Here is a 15,500-nt window from a genome sequence, read left to right on the forward strand (position 1 = left end):
ATGATCATGGTCTGCAGTTACCCAGTGCGATAACAAATCCAGGGTGTTATCCACACTGTCCACAGACTTATCCCCAGTTTGGCGACGTTTAGCTGTGCCCGCGGTCACGCCGCGTCGCTGATTTCCCGTATTGCGGGTGCCGTCAGTCACGTGTTACCTCACCCTCCGCGACCGCAAAGCGGACGCCGGTCAGCTCGGCCGGCACGTCTTCATCCACAGCGGCCGTCACGAGCACCTGCTCCGCACCCAGAGCGACCTCCGCCAGTCGCGCCCGCCGTCGCTTGTCCAACTCGGCGAACACGTCGTCGAGCATCAGCACCGGCTCACCCCCTGCCTCGCCGCGCAACAACTCGTACGAACCGAGCCGCAGCGCCAACGCGAACGACCACGACTCGCCGTGGCTCGCATACCCCTTCGCCGGGGTGTCCCCGAGCACCAGGTCCAGCTCGTCGCGGTGCGGTCCGACCAGGCTTACCCCACGTTCCAGCTCCGCTGCGCGCGACTCGCCGAGCGCCACTCGCAGCACCTCCGCGAGCCGCTCCGGGTCGGCCCGCTCACCACCGGGTTCGCCGTAGCCCTCCGGCAACGCCTCACCCAGGCTCGACCGGTACGCGATGCGGGCGGGCCGCGAATCCGGCGCCACCCCCGCATACGCCTCGCCGGTGTGCGGCGCGAGATCCGCCACCAGGTTCAACCTCGCCGCCAACAGCTGCGCCCCGGCCTTCGCCAGGTGGTCGTCCCACACGTCCAACGTCGACGCCGCGTACGGATCGTCGCCGCGTTTCTTCCCCGCCGACTTCAACAGGGCGTTGCGCTGCTTGAGCACCTTGTCGTAGTCGGAACGCACCCCCGCGTACCGCGGGGCACGCTGCACCAGCAGTTCGTCGAGGAACTTGCGGCGTTCACCGGGGTCACCGCGCACCAGCGCCAGGTCCTCCGGGGAGAACAGCACCGTGCGCAGGATCCCCAGTACGTCCCGCGGCCTGCCGACGGCACCCCGGTTCACCCTCGCCCGGTTGGCCCGCCCCGCCGCGATCTCCAGCTCGACCGTCAGCTCGCGGTCCTCGTTGACGACCGCGGTCCGCACCAACGCGCGTTCACACCCCTGGCGCACCAGGGGCGCGTCGGTCGCGACCCGGTGCGAGGAGAGCGTGGCAACGTAACCGATCGCCTCGAGGAGGTTCGTCTTCCCGCGGCCGTTCTGCCCCACCAACACGGTCGGGCCCGGCTCGAGCGGCACGTCGACGTGGTCCCACGAGCGGAAATCGGTCACCTGCAGGTGACGGATGTACACGTCGTTATCCGGCTGCCTTCGTCACTCGCCGGCCCTCTTCACGCTGTGCCCGCCGAACTGGTTGCGCAGCGCCGCCACGGCACGCATCGCCGACGAGTCCTCCTGCCGCGAGGCGAACCGCGCGAACAGAGCCGCCGAGATGACCGGAGCGGGCACCGAGTTGTTGATCGCCTCCTCGAGCGTCCACCGGCCCTCTCCCGAGTCCTCGACGTAGCCTTCGAGCTCGCCCAGCTGCGGGTCCTCCTCGACGGCACGGATCAGCAGGTCCAGCAACCACGAGCGGACGACCGTGCCGCGCTGCCAGGCCTTGATCACGCCAGGCACGTTGTCGACGACGTCCGAGGCCTCGAGCAGTTCGAAGCCCTCGGCGTAGGCCTGCATCAGGCCGTACTCGATGCCGTTGTGCACCATCTTCGCGTAGTGACCGGCTCCGACGCCGCCAGCGTGGGCGAAGCCCTCGTCCCGCGGTCCCTCCGGACGCAGCGCGTCGAAGATCGGCATCGCACGCTCGATGTCCGACTCGTCGCCGCCCGCCATGAGGCCGTAACCGTTGTCCTTGCCCCACACGCCACCGGAGACACCGACGTCGACGTACTTCACGCCCTGCTCGGCCAGCACGGCCGCGTTGTGACTGTCGTCGGTGAACCGCGAGTTGCCACCATCGATGACCAGATCGCCACTCGCCATCAGGCCACCGAGCTCCGCGACCGTCACCTTGGTCGGCTCGCCCGAGGGCACCATCACCCACACGATGCGCGGCTCGTCGAGCGCCTTGACCAGGTCCGCGAGCGACGAGACGTCACTGACCTCCGGATTCCGGTCGAAGCCGACCACCTCGTGCCCGGCGGCGCGTAGCCGCTCGCGCATGTTGAAACCCATCTTCCCGAGGCCGACCAGTCCGAGCTGCACCATCGAAATGCTTTCCCTTGGTTGTCGCGTGTGCTTGCTGCTGGCTGACGTGTCTGCAGGGTGGACTCAGCCGGGCAGGCGCACAGGCATGAGCAGGTACAGGTAACCGGGCACCACGTCGCCGTTCTCGTCGGCCGGCTTGATCAGAGCGGGCCGGTTGGGCGTGGTGAACGTCAGCTCCGCACGGTCCGCGTGCAAGGCGGCGAGCCCGTCGGCGAGGTAGCCCGGGTTGAACGCGATCGCCACCGGCTCGCCCTCGAAGTCGACGGGCAGCTCCTCCTCGGCGCTTCCCTCGTCGTCGCCACCCGCCGACAGCCGCAGCGAGCCGTCACCGAACTCCAGTCGTACCTGCGTACCCCGCTCCGCGACGAGCGACACCCGCTTGATCGCCTCGGTCAACGTCGACACGTCGATGACGGCGCGGCAGCTGTGCTCGCTCGGCAGCAGCTGGCGGTAGGGCGGGAACTCGGCGTCGAGCAGCCGGGTGGTCGTGTACTTCCCGGACCCGGTCAGGCCGAGCAGTCCGTCACCGCTGGCGAGCCCGACCTGGACCGTCGACCCGCTCGTGCCCAGCGACTTCGCCGCGTCGGCGAGCGTGCGTGCGGGCACGAGCACGGAGGCGTCACCCAGCTCCTGCGCGGGCGACCAGTTGAACTCCTTCATCGCCAACCGGAAACGGTCCGTGGCGACGAGCGTGAGGTTCTCACCGGAGATCTCGACGCGCATACCGGTGAGCATCGGGAGCGTGTCGTCCTTGCCCGCGGCGACGGCGACCTGGGCCACCGCCTGCGCGAACGCCTCACCCGCGACCTCGCCCGCGAGATCGGGCTGGGCAGGCAGCTGGGGATAGTCCTCGACCGGCATCGTCGGCAGGGAGAACCGAGCGCTGCCACAGGTGATCGACGCGCGCGCCCCGTCGACGGCGATCTCCACCGGCTGGGCGGGCAGCGCCTTGGTGATGTCGGCGAGCAGCCGGCCGGACACCAGGGTGCGCCCACCGTCGGCGATCGTCGCGGGGACGCCGACCGTCGCGGACACCTCGTAATCGAAACCGGACACCGTCAGCGCATCCGACTCACCGTCACCACCGGCGTCCAGCAGGACTCCGCCCAGCACCGGTACCGGCGGCCGGGACGGGAGGCTGCGTGCCACCCAGGCGACGGCGTCAGCGAGGCCATCACGCTCGACGCGGATCTTCATGGCGCCCATCCTTTCGACGGCCCGAGCCGCCGTAGCTCGAAAGACGACAAACGACCACCTGCCGGTTCCCCTCGTGGTTCGAGGCGAGCCCGGACCGTGGCTGTAGCGGGCCCGCCAACGTACAGCGTGTCGACATGTCGATGCATCTGCGCTCCGGACCTGACACGGGCCGGAGCCGACCGACATGGAGACCCGCTGCTCGAGCGGACCGGATGTGTGGGTCTCCACGGTAGAGCCTGGGACCGCCGCGGGTCATATCGGGCCACGGGCTCGTCAGGGGTTCGTCCCCATCTTCAGGCGGCCTTCTCTTTTTCTTTTGTTCTTCTAAGAGAGATCTTTTGTCCAGCCGTAGTAGTAAGCGTTGTGAGTTGTGTGGATGCAGCTCGTTCGCCCAGGTCGGCAGGCGTGGCGCCGTGTGGAGGACAGGGTGCGGCAACCGGTGGACCGATCGGAGGCCGATGTGGGTGGTTTGAACCGTCCTCAGGCGGCCCGTAGTTGTCCCCATGGTTGTCCCCAGTTGTGGGGACGGTTGTGCCCAAGGCCTGTGAGCGACCGGCGTGAGACAGATCGCCCGCAGGGGTGACGGATTTCTTGGCACACAAGGATTTCCACACAGTGGGGATGTTTTCCCAGTTCATTCGTGCACAGGTGCGGCGCGCGCCGGACCGTTGACGTGCACCGTTGCGGTCAGGGCGTCGGTGGACATCCTGCGGACAGGGTGCGGACAACCCTGTGGATGCTGTGGACCTCCGGTGGACAACCCGGCCGGAGGTCGGGAATGAGCGGGTTTCGCGCCGTGATGAGGAAACCGACGAAGGTTGCGTGTTCACAGTGGACGGACCCGTCGAACGGTCGCCGTGACGGTGTGGGAGTCCACTTCGCGAGCCGGTTCGAAGTCGTTTCCGGCCGGTTCGACGGCGGTTCTGGCCGGTTCGAAGGCGAGGAGCCCGCCGTTCGGTGACGGTTGCGAGGCCGAGCTGGGCGGCCGAGTGGACGCCGATCGGTGCGCGCCACCACGCGATCGGGTGGCCGACCCGCCGTGTGTGATGCCCTCCCCTGCGGACGGGACGCGGAGCCGGCCTCGGTCGGGACGTGGACCGGCGCGGCTCACGGGGCCGTTCGGCGCCGCGCCGGTGGTCTGATCCCGTGCGTATCGAGTGCAGAACACGGCCTGCCGAGTGCAGAACACGCGCGGACACGGGCCCCGCGGGCGCACACGGCGCGGCGGCGCAGCCGTGGGGCGTGGGGCGTGGGGCGTGGGTTACTGGCGGGCGCGCTGCTTGATGCGGGAGGTGAGTTCCTGCACCTGGTCGTAGATACGACGGCGCTCGGCCATCTCTTTGCGAATCTTCTTGTCCGCGTGCATGACCGTCGTGTGGTCGCGGCCGCCGAAGGTCTGCCCGATGCGCGGCAGTGACATGTCCGTCAACTCGCGGCACAGGTACATCGCGATCTGCCGTGCCGTCGCGAGTGCCTTCGTCTTGCCGGGGCCGCACAGGTCGTCGACCGTCACGTCGAAGAACTCCGCCGTCACGCCCATGATCGTGGAAGCGCTGATCTCCGGTGCCTGTGAATCGGGAATCAGATCGCGGAGCACGATCTCGGCCAGCCCGACGTCCACCGGCTGCTGATTCAGCGACGCGAACGCGGTGACCCGGATGAGCGCGCCCTCGAGCTCGCGGATGTTCGCCTCGATGCGCGCGGCGATGAACTCGAGGACGTCACCGGGAACGTCGAGCCGGTCCTGAGCCGCCTTCTTGCGAAGGATCGCGATCCGCGTCTCGAGCTCGGGCGGCTGGATGTCGGTGATCAGGCCCCACTCGAACCGCGTCCGCAGCCGGTCCTCCAGCGTTTCGAGGCGCTTCGGCGGCCGGTCGGACGAGACGACGATCTGCTTGTTCGCGTTGTGGAGCGTGTTGAAGGTGTGGAAGAACTCCTCCTGAGTTCCTTCCTTGCCTTCGAGGAACTGGATGTCGTCGACGAGCAGAATGTCGATGTCGCGGTAGCGCCGCTGGAACGCCACCTTGCGGTCGTCCCGCAGCGAGTTGATGAAGTCGTTCGTGAACTCCTCGGTCGACACGTACCGCACACGCATGCCGGGGAAGAGTCGTTGGGCGTAGTGCCCGACGGCGTGCAGCAGGTGCGTCTTGCCGAGCCCGGACTCCCCCCAGATGAACAACGGGTTGTACGCGCGGGACGGCGCCTCGGCGACGGCGACCGCCGCCGCGTGGGCGAACCGGTTGGACGCGCCGATGACGAACGTGTCGAACGTGTACTTCTCGTTGAGCTTGGTCTTCGACGTCTGCGGCTGAGCGGGCGCCGTGTAGGGCTGGCCCGCGGTCGGCTGACCGGTGAACGACGGCCAGATCTCGTTGGCAGCGGCCAACGCCTCGCCTTCCTCGTCCACCTCTTCGTCCGAGTCGGCCAACGCCTCGAGGCGGGACTGGCCCGCCGACTGCGGGGCCGACCTGCCTGCGGACTGCGCCGGACCAACGGAGTTCTGCGCTCCGGCCGACGGCGAGCGTCCGTCCGAGTGTTCCGACGCACCGGAGCTTCCGCCCGCTGTCCGCGAAGCCGATCCGGACGAGGCGTCACCGGCCGCGTACGGCTGCGCCGAACCGGCCTGGCCCCGGGTGTGCTGCCTGGACTGCGGTGCACCGGCGTCGGGTGCGGGCTGCCTGCCGGGACCCGCCTGGTGCTGCCCGGGCGAGTTCGGCGCGCCGCGGTTCTGCCCACCGGGGCGCGGCTGCTGCTGCCCGGCCTGCGACCCCGGTTGCTGGGAGCCGGGCTGCTGCGGTGCGGAGTGCCGCGGTGCGGTGGAGTGCTGCGGATACGGCGTCGGCCTGCGGCCTTGTGGCTGCGCGGAATGCGGAGTCGAGGCGTTGTGGGACGGCGACTGCTCGGCCGTTCCCGAACCGGCCGTGCCCGAAGCGGTGTCGGTCGAACCGCTGGACGGGACGTCGGGTGGCGGTGGGGTGTCGTCGCGGATCGGGGGGATGGCCGGCATGACCATCGTCTCCTCGGCGGGAGAGGTCGGCGGGACGCGCGGCGCGGCCGAGGGCCCGTTCGACGAGGGCCTGTTCGCCGACGGAGCCTGCGGTGACGGGGAGCCGCTCGACGACGCGGAATCGGTGCCTGCCTGCGACGCCGGCGCACCGGCATCGCCGCCGGACGAGGCGAGCGTGCCTTCCATCCGGCCCGTCGACTGGTACGGCGTCGTCGGGGACTGCTGCCCTGCCGAGGAGTACTGGGGCGGGGACGTCGGACCGTTGGGGGCGGGCGCGCTCTCGGCGGAGTCGACCTTCACGGCCAGCGAGACTTCGCGCCCCAGCCTGCGGGACAGGGCGGCGGTGATCGGCTCGCGCAGCGCGCGCTCGATCGCTTCCTTGGCGAAGTCGCTCGGCGCGGCGAGCAGTGCGGTGCCGTCGAGCAGGCCGATCGGGCGGGTCACCCGCATCCAGGCGCGCTGTTGGGGGGAGAGCGTGCCGTCGGACAGCTCCTTGACGACCTGTTCCCACACGGATCCCAGGTTCAGCTGTTGGTCAGACACCCTGCTCTGCTCCCCTCCCCTCGACCTCGTGGCCTTGCGCGTTCAACCCTGTCGACGTTCGGGAGCACGTGCTCGCCGACGCCGGTCCGAGACGGCAGCGGTGCAGGTCGAGCGGCACTTCCGGCGTGATCAGCGCAGGAAGCGTCCCCAAGTTGTCCACAGGTGTGCATTAATGTACGGCTGCCCCACGAGCCCTCCTACCCGTGGGTCCGTGTGTCGCTCGCCCAGTCTCCCACCTACCGGCGGCGCGGCGCGTTCCCCTCATCTTCGCGGTTCGAGAAGAGGGACGCTAACAAGCGCTGGTCTGTGCCACAAGCGGTTCATTCGGGCAAGGATCCCATGGTCGACGGCGTGTCGCCATTCGAACCGCCTGCGTGAGCAGCGAGGCTGCGACAGGGGGCGGTGTGAGGCGCGGGCGGCGGGGTGCGTACCCTTGAAAGGTCTGCCGCCGACACCACGGCGTCACGGCCGTCCGGCCGACGAGGTCTCTCACGGGAGACTATCGCGCCGGTTTCCGTGGCGAACACGAGGACGGTGGCGACCCCAGACCTGTTACGTCGCCAGACCAGGAGAATGACGCCGTGAGCAAGCGCACCTTCCAGCCGAACAACCGTCGACGCGCGCGGACCCACGGATTCCGGCTGCGGATGCGTACGCGGGCAGGCCGCGCCATCGTGGCCGCCCGTCGTCGCAAGGGCCGTCAGAAGCTGTCCGCCTGACCTCGCCTGCGGCCGGGTCCGAGCGCGCGTGCTTCCCGCCGACGCTCGCCTGCGGCGCAGTGAGGAATTCCGTGCCGTCATGCGCGGCGGCGTCCGAGCCGGGCGCCGCCGCCTTGTGCTGCACGCGCTCGTCGAGTCCGGCGAGCGGAAGAAGGCAGGGTTCGTCGTGAGCAAGGCCGTGGGTAATTCCGTGGTGCGGCACCGGGTAAGCCGGCGCCTGCGCCACCTCGTCGCGGACCGCCTCGGAACCCTGCCGGACGGTTGCGCGTTGGTCGTACGAGCGCTTCCGCCGGCCGCGAAGGCGAGCAGTGCGGAGTTGGGCTCGGACCTCGACGCGGCGTTGCGGCGGTTGAAGCTAGCCGGTGCCACGAGCGCTGCACCGGAGGCCTCCCGCGACAGCAATGGACGAACGGTGTGAGTGAGCAGCAGCCGGTCGCCGAGCACCCGGATTGTGCAGGCGACCACGACGAGACGACAGATGCGGCTCCGCGACCGACCCCGGTTGCGTGGATTCTGCTGCTCCCGATCCGCTTCTATCGCAAGGCGATCTCCCCCTTCCTGCCCCCGATGTGCCGGTTCTACCCGAGCTGCAGCGCATACGCGGCCGAGTCGCTGACGAAGCACGGCGCGGCGCGGGGCAGTTATCTCGCCGTTCGCAGACTGCTGCGGTGCGGTCCGTGGACCGACCCGGGACGGGACCCCGTGCCCGAGACGTTCAGCCTCCGGCGTCAACCCCCTGGTATATCTACCGAGGAGTAGCTCAGTGCTCGACTTTATCTACTACCCTGTGTCGTTCATCTTGTGGTGCTGGCACAAGGTGTTCGGCTTCGTCTTCGGGCCGGACAACGCCATCTCCTGGATTCTCGGCATTGTCTTCCTGACCTTCACGGTGCGCGGCATCCTCTTCAAGCCGTTCGTCAAGCAGGTCCGGTCGATGAAGAAGATGCAGGACTTCGCCCCCGAGGTGAAGAAGCTGCAGAAGAAGTACGCCAACGACCGGCAGAAGCAAGCGACCGAGATGCGCAAGCTGCAGCAGGAGCACGGGGTCAACCCGCTCGGCAGCTGCCTCCCGATGCTGCTGCAGATTCCCGTGTTCATCGGTCTGAACTGGGTGCTCCGGAACTTCCAGGAGGGCAGGCCGAGCAACTACTTCTTCGACGCCGCCGAAGTCGATTCGTACGTCAACGCGAAGCTGTTCGGCATCAACATCGGTGACGCCATCAACCACTTCGGCTTCGCGGGCCAGTCGAGCGAGTGGCACTGGGAGGTCGCTCCGCTGGCGATCCCGCTGATGATCATCGCCGCGATCGCCACGCACCTCACGGCCCGTCACTCGGTGGCACGCCAGAACCCGGCGTCGGCCTCGCAGCAGACGGCCATGATGAACAATCTGACGCTGTACATCTTCCCGTTCGGTGTGCTGATCTTCGGTGCCTTCTTCCCGATCGGCCTGCTCATCTACTGGCTCGCGAACAACGGCTGGACCCTCGGCCAGCAACGCTTCGTCTACGGCCGCATCGACCGTGAAGAGGAGCAGAAGAAGCTCGAGGACAAGGAGAAGCGCGACAACCTCGCGCCGAAGCCGGGCCAGAAGCCGAAGAAGCCGCAGCCCGGCCAGAAGCCGGACCCCCAGAAGAAGCAAGCGTCGAAGGGGGCGGCCGGCTCGGCCGACAGCACGGACACCGGCACGGACAACGAGGCCGGCTCGGGTACCGAGTCCGGCTCCGAGTCGGGAAAGGTCTCGGCGCAGTCGTCCACGGGTAGCGCCAACGGCAGTGGCGGCTCGCAGAAGAGTGGCGGCACCAAGGGCGGCAGTAGCGCCAAGGGCGGCGCCTGGGCCAAGAACGGCGGCAACAAGCAGCGGCCCTCCGGTCAGGGCAAGAAGTCCAAGGGCGGCAAGCGCCGCTGACGCGCGCGGCGACCGCCTTCCGCAATCAGACCTCGCCTGAGGGGCTCGAGAGGAGAAGCGACATGTCCGAGACCGCAGAGGTGATCGGCACGGAAGAAGAGAAGGCCGCGGCCGCCGAGGCCGGGGCCGGCGAAGAGAACAAGTCGGCCGACACGCACGCGGACGACACGGCGATTAGCGAGTCCGAGTCGTCGGCCGAAGACGTGCTCGTCCGTGAAGGCGACATCGCGGGCGATTACCTCGAGCGACTGCTCGACCTGCTCGACTACGACGGCGACATCGACCTGGACGTCGAGGCCGGCCGGGCGATCGTGAGCATCGACGGTGGCGACGACCTCGAGAAGCTCGTCGGTCCGCGCGGCACGGTGCTCGAGGCTCTCCAGGAGCTGACGCGGCTCGCCGTTCAGCAGGAAACCGGATCGCGCAGCAGGCTCATGCTCGACGTTGCGGGCTGGCGTGCGGGTCGCCGGGAGGAGCTGCGCCGCATCGGCCGGACCGCCGCCGAGAACGTCGCGAAGTCCGGTGAGAAGGAGAAGCTTCAGCCGATGAGCCCGTTCGAGCGCAAGGTCGTCCACGACGCCGTTGCCGAAGTCGACGGCGTTACGAGCGAGAGCGAGGGCGAGGAGCCCAAGCGTCGCGTGGTGGTCGTGCCCGAGTAGCAGCGGTAGCGTCAGCGGAAGCGGCCCGTCGGATTTCCGGCGGGCCGCTTCTGTGTTCACGCCCGACCACTCCCCTCTCTGTAGCCGGTCCTCCTGCGTTGTTTCACGTGGAACTGGGGTGCGGGTTCCGGTGATGCTTCCGCCCGGCGGCGGGAAGGGGTGCCGGGCCGACGGATCGACTCGCGGCAGCAGCGCTACCGGCGACGGACGCAGGTTGCGTGGCGGCGCACCGGGCGGACGGCCCCGCGGCGAAGTCGACCGGGAAGCGGATGGACGTGTGTCGGATGTGCGGGCACGGGTGGACTGGCGCGGGTGCGCCTCCTCTTGCCGAATGGATGGAGCAGCCGTGGTGGTGCGCGGGCTGTGCTTGGAATGGGTGCCCGTGAGTACGGGTGCGATGGTGGGTGCTCGTGGTGCGGGTCCGGCCCGGATCGGCGGACGATTCCGGATCCGACAACGACAGCACGGCCCACGCGGAACATGGGCGAAGCGACGGACGGCCGGTTGGGAGGGTGCGGGGTGCGTGGCCACCCTCGCGGTTGTCGGCGCAGTAGGCCTGGAGCGAAGCCGGCGCTCCGGCGTGCCGACGACATCCGGCGGGGCGCCGACCCTTCCGTGTCGTTCACAGCTGCCGAGTGGCGGACTTCGGGAGAACGAAGGTGTGACGGCGTGTCAGTGTGGTGGACGCCTGGCGGTGACGGATGCGTGTCGCGGCAGTACGTGGGTCGCGATGCGGCAGGATGACCGTGGCGGTATCAGGACCGGGTAGGTGGAGCGGGAACCGGTTTTCGCACAGGCCGTTTCACGTGAAACCGCTCGCCCAGGTTGGACGGGACCGGACTCGTGACCGGGCGGCGGCACACCAGTCGCCGGCACCCCGGGGAACTGGCGCATCATCGGCCCTCGGCCGGCAAGGCCGTGGGCACGGCTAACCCACTGACCGCCGGCCCACCGACCGCCGACGCACCGACCGGCAACGCACCGACCGGCAACGCACCGACCGGCAACGGGGCGCCTGATAACGGCACCCGGAAGCACGCCCCCGAAGGAAATGAACTGGTGCCGCTGCAACCACCACTAGAACCCGCCACCCCGGCGACTCGATGTGCCGGAGGCCCACCGCGCCCCGGCCGCCCTAGGCGCCAGCACTGCCCTGTCGTGTGGAAAGTAGCTTCTGCCTACCGCGGCCGCGGCACTGCGTCGCTTCTATGATCGACGGCGACAACCGCGGGCCATCGCCCCGACGGTCGTACGAACCCGATAGGCAGTACTACGACCGACTGCCACGCGCGCCTTGTCGTCGTTCCACGTGAAACCGCGCGTGGAGTTCTCCACATCTTCGGACTGTCGACGCTGATTGCGCACAGCTTCATGGACAATCAGACGCGGGCCGTTTCACGTGAAACGCGACGCCTGCTAATCCAGTGAGGAGTTGAGTAGTGGGCCGGGACAGGCTGGAGTCCACCACCCCGACGACGGCGATCGCGGTGTTCGGTGAGCACGTAGATCGGGCCGAACGGTTCGTGGCGATGTTGCGCGAAGAGGGTGTGACGCGGGGCCTCATCGGACCGCGGGAGCTGGACCGCTTATGGGACCGCCACGTGCTCAACTCCGCGGTACTGGGCGACGAGGTTCCACGTGAAACAAGCGTCGTGGATGTGGGATCCGGAGCGGGCCTTCCCGGAGTACCGTTGGCGATCAGTCGCCCCGATCTCGATATCGTTCTCCTCGAACCTATGGCTCGTCGTGTCGAATGGCTCGAGGAAGTCGTGGAGGAATTGGACCTCGACGGCGTCACCGTGGTTCGTGGACGCGCGGAGGAGAAGGCCGTGCGCGCACAGCTCGACCCGGCCGATGTCGTCACAGCTCGCGCGGTCGCACCCCTCGCCCGCCTTGCCGGTTGGTGCCTTCCCTTGGTCGGCGAGTCCGGCACGCTGGTCGCCCTCAAAGGTGCCAGCGCGGCGGAGGAGATCGAGCGCGATCGGGCCGACGTGGCGAAGGTCGGTGGCGGCGAACCGCGCATCGCGGAGTGTGGCGGCGACATTCTCGACACGCCCACGACGGTTGTCGTGATCGAGCGGGTGGCACGGCAGCGGCCGGGGTCGCAGCGGAAGCGGTCGAAGAAGAAGGGTCAGCGGAGCGCATGACGAGCAGTTCCGAGCAAGGCATGTTCCACGTGAAACACGGCGGCGTTGGGTACGCGCCGATGAAGGGAGAGACTCGGTGACCACGCCAGCTGGACAGTCGAAGACCGGCGGATCGATGCCCATCGCCGAGGAGGCGCTCCGTGCGGCGAAGGTCCTCCACCCTGACGAGGGCTTCATGCCGCGTCCGTCGAAGCGCCGGGTGATCACGGTGGCCAATCAGAAGGGCGGCGTCGGCAAGACGACGAGCACGGTGAACCTAGCTGCGGCGCTCGCGCTGCACGGCGTCAAAACGCTCGTCATCGACCTCGACCCGCAGGGGAACGCGAGCACCGCGGTGGACGTGGACCACCGCTCCGGGACGCCGTCGGTGTACGAGCTCCTCATCGGTGAGGTGTCGCTCGTCGAGGCGGCGCAGGCGAGTTCACAGAGCGACAACCTGCTTTGCGTGCCTGCGACGATCGACCTCGCAGGTGCCGAGATCGAGCTGGTGTCGATGCAGTCGCGTGAGTCTCGGTTGAAGGAGGCGTTGACGGACGAGGCACTCGCCCAGCTCGACGTCGACTACGTCTTCATCGACTGCCCGCCCTCGCTCGGCCTTCTCACGGTGAACGCCCTCGTCACCGCCCACGAGGTGCTGATCCCGATTCAGTGCGAGTACTACGCCCTCGAAGGGCTGGGGCAGCTGCTCAGCAACATCGAGCTGGTGCAGAAGCACCTGAACCGCACACTGTCGGTCTCGACGATCCTGCTCACCATGTACGACGGCCGCACGAAGCTGGCCGACCAGGTGACGCAGGAGGTCAAGAACCACTTCGGTGAGGTCGTCCTCAAGACGATCATCCCGCGCAGTGTGAAGGTCTCGGAGGCTCCCGGGTACGGCCAGACGGTGCTGGCCTTCGATCCTGGTTCACGTGGCGCCATGAGCTATCTGGACGCCGCACGCGAAGTCGCCGAACGCGGTGTGGAGGGGAAGCAGTTATGACCGAACGCAGAGGCGGCCTCGGCCGCGGACTGGCAGCGCTGATCCCGACGGGACCGGTCGAGGACGATCCCGAGGCCGAATCGCATGTGCCTGTCCCCGACATGGCCGACGTCAAACCGCCCGCGGGTGACGACAGTGGATGGTTCGCCGCGAACGGCGCCATCGACGACGCACCCGCGGTGGGAGGCGAGGTCGCCGGTGCGGTCTATCGCGAAGTGCCGCTGGAAGCCATCGAGCGGAACCCGAAGCAGCCTCGGCAGGTCTTCGACGAGGAGGCGCTCGCCGAGCTGGAGCACTCCATCCGCGAGTTCGGCCTCATGCAGCCGATCGTGGTGCGGACCCTCCCCGAGGACAAGTTCGAGCTCGTCATGGGCGAGCGCAGGCTGCGGGCGTCCCAGCGGGCCGGTCTCGAGCGCATCCCGGCGATCGTGCGGCAGACCACCGACGACGCGATGTTGCGGGACGCCCTGCTCGAGAACATCCATCGAGTGCAGTTGAACCCGCTCGAGGAGGCGGCCGCGTATCAGCAGCTGCTCGACGAGTTCGACGTGACCCACGACGAACTCGCGTCGCGGATCGGGCGCAGCAGGCCGGTCATCACCAACACGATTCGGCTGCTGCGGCTCCCCCTCCCCGTGCAGCGGCGAGTGGCGGCCGGTGTGCTGTCGGCGGGGCACGCCCGGGCGCTGTTGTCGCTCGAGGATCCCGACGCGCAGGAGGAGTTGGCGGGTCGCATCGTCTCGGAGGGACTGTCGGTCCGCGCGACCGAGGAGGCGGTGACCCTCTACAAGAACGGCCCGCAGAAGAAGGAGAAGAAGCAGGCGCGGAAGCCGACGGAGGCGCCGGGGCTCCAGGAGCTCGCGACGCGCTTGTCGGACAGCTTCGACACGAAGGTCAAGGTCGACCTCGGGCGTCGGAAAGGGCGCATCGTCGTCGAGTTCGGGTCGGTGGACGACCTGGAACGCATCGTCGGGTTGATGGATCCGAACAAGGGCAAATCGGACGACTGATCGCAGGTCCCATCACCCCGGCTCATTACGTCACGGTGACGATTACTCGGGGTGATGCCGGAGCACCGGTCGTGAGAGACGAAGAGGCGCCCGGAGCGAATCCGCTCCGGGCGCCTCTTCGTGGATCCGGACTCGTCAGGCCGTGCCGCGGCCGGCGGCGCGGCCGATCAACTCGTCGAACACCTTCCCCAGCGAGGTGCCCGCCGCTTCGAGCGCCATCGGAACGGTCGACGTCTCGGTGAGCCCCGGCGACGAGTTCACCTCGAGGAAGTGGACCGTGCCGTCTGCGGCGACGATCGCATCGGTGCGGGAGATGTCGCGCAGGCCCAGCGTTCGATGCGCGCCGATCGCCAGCTCCCCCACCGCCTTCTCGGCGTCGGCGTCGAGCCGTGCCGGGGTGAAGAAGTCGGTCAGCCCGGCCGTGTAGCGCGAGGTGTAGTCGTAGACGCCGTTCTCCGGCACGATCTCGACCGCCGGCAGTGCCTCGGGCCCGTCGGCACCTTCCACGACCGTGACGGCGACCTCGGTGCCGTCGATGAACCGTTCGGCGAGGACGGTGTCGCCGTAGGCGAAGCAGCCGACCATCGCGGTGGGCAGTTCGGCGGCGTCACGGACCACCTGGGCGCCGAGCGCGGAACCGCCCTGGTCCGGTTTGAGGATCAGCGGCAGGCCGAGCCGTTCGACCATCGCGTCGAGTACCGACTGCGCGCCGAGTTCGCGGAATGTGCTGTGGGGTAGGACGAACCAGTCGGGCGTGGCGAAGCCGGCGCCGGACACGAGTGCCTTGGCGATCGGCTTGTCCCACGCGCGGCGGCATCCCTGCGAGTGCGTGCCGACGAACGGGATGCCGAACATCTCGAGGACCGTCTGCACGGAGCCGTTCTCGCCCTCGCCGCCGTGCAATGCGACGACGGCCGCGTCGGGACGCTGCTCGCGCAGCCTGCCGATCAGACTCGCGTCGGTGTCCCATTCCTGGACCGTGAGTCCGGCATCGCGTAGTGCGACCGACAATCTCCTGCCGGACCGCAGCGAGACGTCCCGTTCGTGGGAGAGGCCGCCCGCGAGGACGGCGACAGTACGTTCGGCCACCCGTGAAACTCCTTGGGGCTGAAGGGAAAACG

12 protein-coding genes and 1 pseudogene are annotated in these 15,500 nt (G+C 68.5%); 8 read left to right on the plus strand and 5 right to left on the minus strand.

The genetic code is table 11. The annotated features are described in order from the left end of the window. Positions 1-142: 142 nt before the first annotated feature. The 4 genes and pseudogenes from recF to dnaA all read right to left on the minus strand — a co-directional run bounded on the left by recF (position 143) and on the right by dnaA (position 6,953). Positions 143-1,294, minus strand: a complete 1,152-nt coding sequence (recF, locus tag FHS23_RS03205) for a DNA replication/repair protein RecF (RefSeq protein ID WP_183647435.1) — start codon at positions 1,292-1,294, stop codon at positions 143-145. Between the two features lie 21 nt (positions 1,295-1,315). Next, positions 1,316-2,224: pseudogene (gnd, locus tag FHS23_RS03210) on the minus strand (phosphogluconate dehydrogenase (NAD(+)-dependent, decarboxylating)); the annotation flags it as partial. Positions 2,225-2,269: 45 nt separating this feature from the next. Continuing rightward, positions 2,270-3,403: a DNA polymerase III subunit beta gene (gene dnaN, locus FHS23_RS03215; protein WP_183647441.1), complete on the minus strand. Its 1,134-nt coding sequence runs from the start codon at positions 3,401-3,403 to the stop codon at positions 2,270-2,272. Between the two features lie 1,261 nt (positions 3,404-4,664). Continuing rightward, complete coding sequence (gene dnaA / locus FHS23_RS23035; RefSeq protein ID WP_183647444.1) at positions 4,665-6,953, minus strand: chromosomal replication initiator protein DnaA; 2,289 nt, start codon at positions 6,951-6,953, stop codon at positions 4,665-4,667. 581 nt (positions 6,954-7,534) lie between these two features. On the opposite strand from dnaA, the gene rpmH reads away from it, so the two are divergent. The 8 genes from rpmH (at position 7,535) to FHS23_RS03260 (ending at position 14,379) form a co-directional block, all read left to right on the plus strand. Continuing rightward, entirely contained in the window at positions 7,535-7,672 is a 138-nt protein-coding gene (rpmH, locus tag FHS23_RS03225) for a 50S ribosomal protein L34 (RefSeq protein ID WP_183647447.1), read from the plus strand. Positions 7,673-7,700: 28 nt separating this feature from the next. Next, positions 7,701-8,090: a ribonuclease P protein component gene (gene rnpA / locus FHS23_RS03230; protein ID WP_183647450.1), complete on the plus strand. Its 390-nt coding sequence runs from the start codon at positions 7,701-7,703 to the stop codon at positions 8,088-8,090. After that, a complete protein-coding gene (gene yidD, locus FHS23_RS03235; RefSeq protein ID WP_183647453.1) occupies positions 8,087-8,431 on the plus strand; it encodes a membrane protein insertion efficiency factor YidD in 345 nt (114 codons plus the stop codon). The genes rnpA and yidD overlap by 4 nt, the downstream gene beginning before the upstream one ends. 4 nt (positions 8,432-8,435) lie before the next feature. Continuing rightward, positions 8,436-9,581 (plus strand): membrane protein insertase YidC, encoded by a 1,146-nt coding sequence (yidC, locus tag FHS23_RS03240; protein WP_183647456.1) that lies wholly within the window; start codon positions 8,436-8,438, stop codon positions 9,579-9,581. 62 nt (positions 9,582-9,643) lie between these two features. Next, positions 9,644-10,240: a Jag family protein gene (locus FHS23_RS03245; RefSeq protein WP_183647459.1), complete on the plus strand. Its 597-nt coding sequence runs from the start codon at positions 9,644-9,646 to the stop codon at positions 10,238-10,240. Between the two features lie 1,439 nt (positions 10,241-11,679). Continuing rightward, a complete protein-coding gene (rsmG, locus tag FHS23_RS03250) occupies positions 11,680-12,387 on the plus strand; it encodes a 16S rRNA (guanine(527)-N(7))-methyltransferase RsmG (RefSeq protein WP_183647461.1) in 708 nt (235 codons plus the stop codon). Between the two features lie 115 nt (positions 12,388-12,502). Next, positions 12,503-13,369: a ParA family protein gene (locus FHS23_RS03255; protein ID WP_183650748.1), complete on the plus strand. Its 867-nt coding sequence runs from the start codon at positions 12,503-12,505 to the stop codon at positions 13,367-13,369. After that, positions 13,366-14,379, plus strand: a complete 1,014-nt coding sequence (locus FHS23_RS03260) for a ParB/RepB/Spo0J family partition protein (protein WP_183647464.1) — start codon at positions 13,366-13,368, stop codon at positions 14,377-14,379. The genes FHS23_RS03255 and FHS23_RS03260 overlap by 4 nt, the downstream gene beginning before the upstream one ends. A gap of 135 nt (positions 14,380-14,514) precedes the next feature. Here the strand turns inward: FHS23_RS03260 and FHS23_RS03265 are convergent, their stop codons facing one another. Then, positions 14,515-15,468, minus strand: coding sequence for a D-alanine--D-alanine ligase (locus FHS23_RS03265; protein WP_183647466.1), 954 nt, complete (start codon positions 15,466-15,468; stop codon positions 14,515-14,517). Between the last annotated feature and the right edge of the window lie 32 nt (positions 15,469-15,500).

Source organism: Prauserella isguenensis (assembly GCF_014191605.1).
Lineage (GTDB): Bacteria > Actinomycetota > Actinomycetes > Mycobacteriales > Pseudonocardiaceae > Prauserella > Prauserella isguenensis.

Coding starts and splice junctions, on each gene's coding strand:
- dnaN (WP_183647441.1), bottom strand. CDS start 3,403: ATGAAGATCCGCGTCGAGCGTGATGGCCTCGCTGACGCCGTCGCCTGG.
- FHS23_RS03245 (WP_183647459.1), top strand. CDS start 9,644: ATGTCCGAGACCGCAGAGGTGATCGGCACGGAAGAAGAGAAGGCCGCG.
- FHS23_RS03255 (WP_183650748.1), top strand. CDS start 12,503: ATGCCCATCGCCGAGGAGGCGCTCCGTGCGGCGAAGGTCCTCCACCCT.
- FHS23_RS03260 (WP_183647464.1), top strand. CDS start 13,366: ATGACCGAACGCAGAGGCGGCCTCGGCCGCGGACTGGCAGCGCTGATC.